The following is a 2,198-nucleotide window of genomic DNA, read 5'->3' on the forward strand; positions in this document are numbered from 1 at the left end:
GTATGCAACTTCACTCAACGGGCGCAATTCGACTAGCACCAGTTCGCCAATTTCGGCAGTAGTTACCTCTCGGAGCGATCGAGTTTGCAGTTGGGACTCGATATCATCCACGATCGATTCGAGGGTTTCGGGGGTGAGTCCGGTTTTCTGACAGGCATGAATGATGCCTCGGAGGAGCTTGGATCTGTCGAAGTATTCACGACGGGAATCTTGCTTGATGACCGTAACTGGCACAAATTCCAGTCGTTCGTAAGTAGTAAAGCGATGTTTGCAGCGCAAACATTCCCGGCGTCTGCGAATACTCTGTCCGGCTTCTGTCGATCGAGACTCTAACACCCGACTATCTGTATATTGGCAGTAGGAACATTGCATTGGGGATTTGGGAGATGGGAGCGGGGGAGACTGGGAGACTGGGAGACTGGGGGACGGGGAGACGGGGAGACGGGGTGACTTTCGTATTTTCTTTTGCCTATACCCTTTCCCCTCTTTCCTCTTCCCTAAAGCCTGCTTGGTGCGCTAAAGCCTAAAGCCTAAAACCTTGAAAAGAAAAATCTGAGCTAATTTAGAGATTTCTCTAGATTAGCTCAGATTGTGACTAAACTGAATTGTTGTTTACTTTTTGCGGGGAATCTTCGCAGGTTCGCGAAACGCGATCGCAAAAAAGACTGTACCCAAAGCCAATGCCGTTACCAAAATATAAATAGTTGCTTCCATGATTAGAATCCTACTGGATAACTTTTAGTTTAACAAACAGCCAGGGCATCGAGGAATAATTGCTTTGGTAATACCAAACTCCCATTCCCCGATACCCAAGTTTCTAGGCTTCTTTACGACGCGTAGTAGGATCTCCCAATTTCTGGAACAGACCGAATTCGACTTGTTCTTCCATATCGGCTTCTACACCAGCAAATACGTCGCGGTAAATCGTCCGCGAACCGTGCCAGAGATGACCGAAGAAGAAGAATAGAGCAAATACAGCATGACCGAAAGTGAACCAACCGCGCGGACTAGTACGGAATACACCGTCAGAGCCAAATTTCTCGCGATCGAATTCAAAGATTTCACCACCTTGAGCTTTGCGGGCAAACTGTTTGACTTGATTTGCATCAGTAAAGGTTTGACCGTTGAGCGCACCACCGTAGAAGCTAGCAGTAATACCAGCTTGCTCGAAGCTGTATCTCGATTCTGCCCGACGGAACGGTACGTCTGCACGTACGACACCTTCGGAGTCAGTCAAGATGACAGGGAAACTTTCAAAGAAGTTAGGCAGACGACGTACGCTCAGTACTCGACCTTCAGAGTCCTTGAATACTGGGTGCCCTTGCCAACCTTGGGCGACCCCATCACCTTTGTTCATCGGCCCAGTCCGGAATAGACCGCCTTTAGCGGGGCTATTACCAACATAGTCGTAGAATGCGAGTTTATCTGGAATTGCTTTCCAAGCTTCCGCTTCACTCTTACCATCTTCGACGCTGCTCTGAACGCGACGTTGAATTTCCTGTTGGAAATAACCGCTATCCCACTGATAACGTGTCGGACCAAATAACTCGATCGGCGTGGTAGCATTTCCATACCACATCGTACCCGCAACGATAAATGCTGCGAAGAATACCGCCGCAATACTCGAAGAGAGTACGGTTTCGATATTTCCCATCCGCAACGCTTTGTAGAGACGTTCTGGCGGACGAACGGTGAGGTGGAATAATCCAGCAATAATCCCGACTGTACCCGCTGCAATGTGGTGAGCGACTACGCCACCAGGATTGAACGGATTAAACCCAGACGGCCCCCATTCAGGCGCAACTGGAGCTACATGCCCCGTGATGCCAAATGGATCTGTTACCCACATTCCTGGGCCAAATAGACCCGTTAGGTGGAATGCTCCGAAGCCGAAGCAAAGTAATCCAGACAAGAACAAGTGAATCCCAAACATTTTGGGCGATTATGAGTGAGGTAATATGTGACTAATTGAGGCTGGTTGCCTAAATTTTGTAAAATAAAGCGGCGATCGCGTTCTACTAAATTATTGTTATTTGATTCAGTGACGATCCCCCAGAGATTGTTACCCGCTGGCGCGTCCAATCTCACACCCCACTGAAATTCTCGATCGATTTGTGGATCGTCGAAAGTGACTGTGGCTCGAAAGGCCGGACAACCATCTTCAGCCACGATCGACTGCATCGGCACGGTTGTCCAAG

2 protein-coding genes and 2 pseudogenes are annotated in these 2,198 nt (G+C 48.8%); all 4 read right to left on the reverse strand.

Going from position 1 to position 2,198, the window contains the following annotated elements; genetic code table 11:
• A partial coding sequence (gene nrdR, locus RMO35_RS15375) for a transcriptional regulator NrdR (RefSeq protein ID WP_309742202.1) occupies window positions 1-372 on the reverse strand: 372 nt, incomplete at its 3' end.
• Window positions 373-612: 240 nt separating this feature from the next.
• Window positions 613-714 (reverse strand): photosystem II reaction center protein T, encoded by a 102-nt coding sequence (locus tag RMO35_RS15380; protein WP_295615699.1) that lies wholly within the window; start codon window positions 712-714, stop codon window positions 613-615.
• 103 nt (window positions 715-817) lie between these two features.
• Window positions 818-1,939, reverse strand: a pseudogene (gene psbB, locus RMO35_RS15385) (photosystem II chlorophyll-binding protein CP47); the annotation flags it as partial.
• A pseudogene (locus RMO35_RS15390) lies at window positions 1,870-2,198 on the reverse strand (hypothetical protein); the annotation flags it as partial. The pseudogenes psbB and RMO35_RS15390, both read right to left, overlap by 70 nt.

The organism is Chamaesiphon sp. OTE_20_metabat_361, from assembly GCF_031364565.1.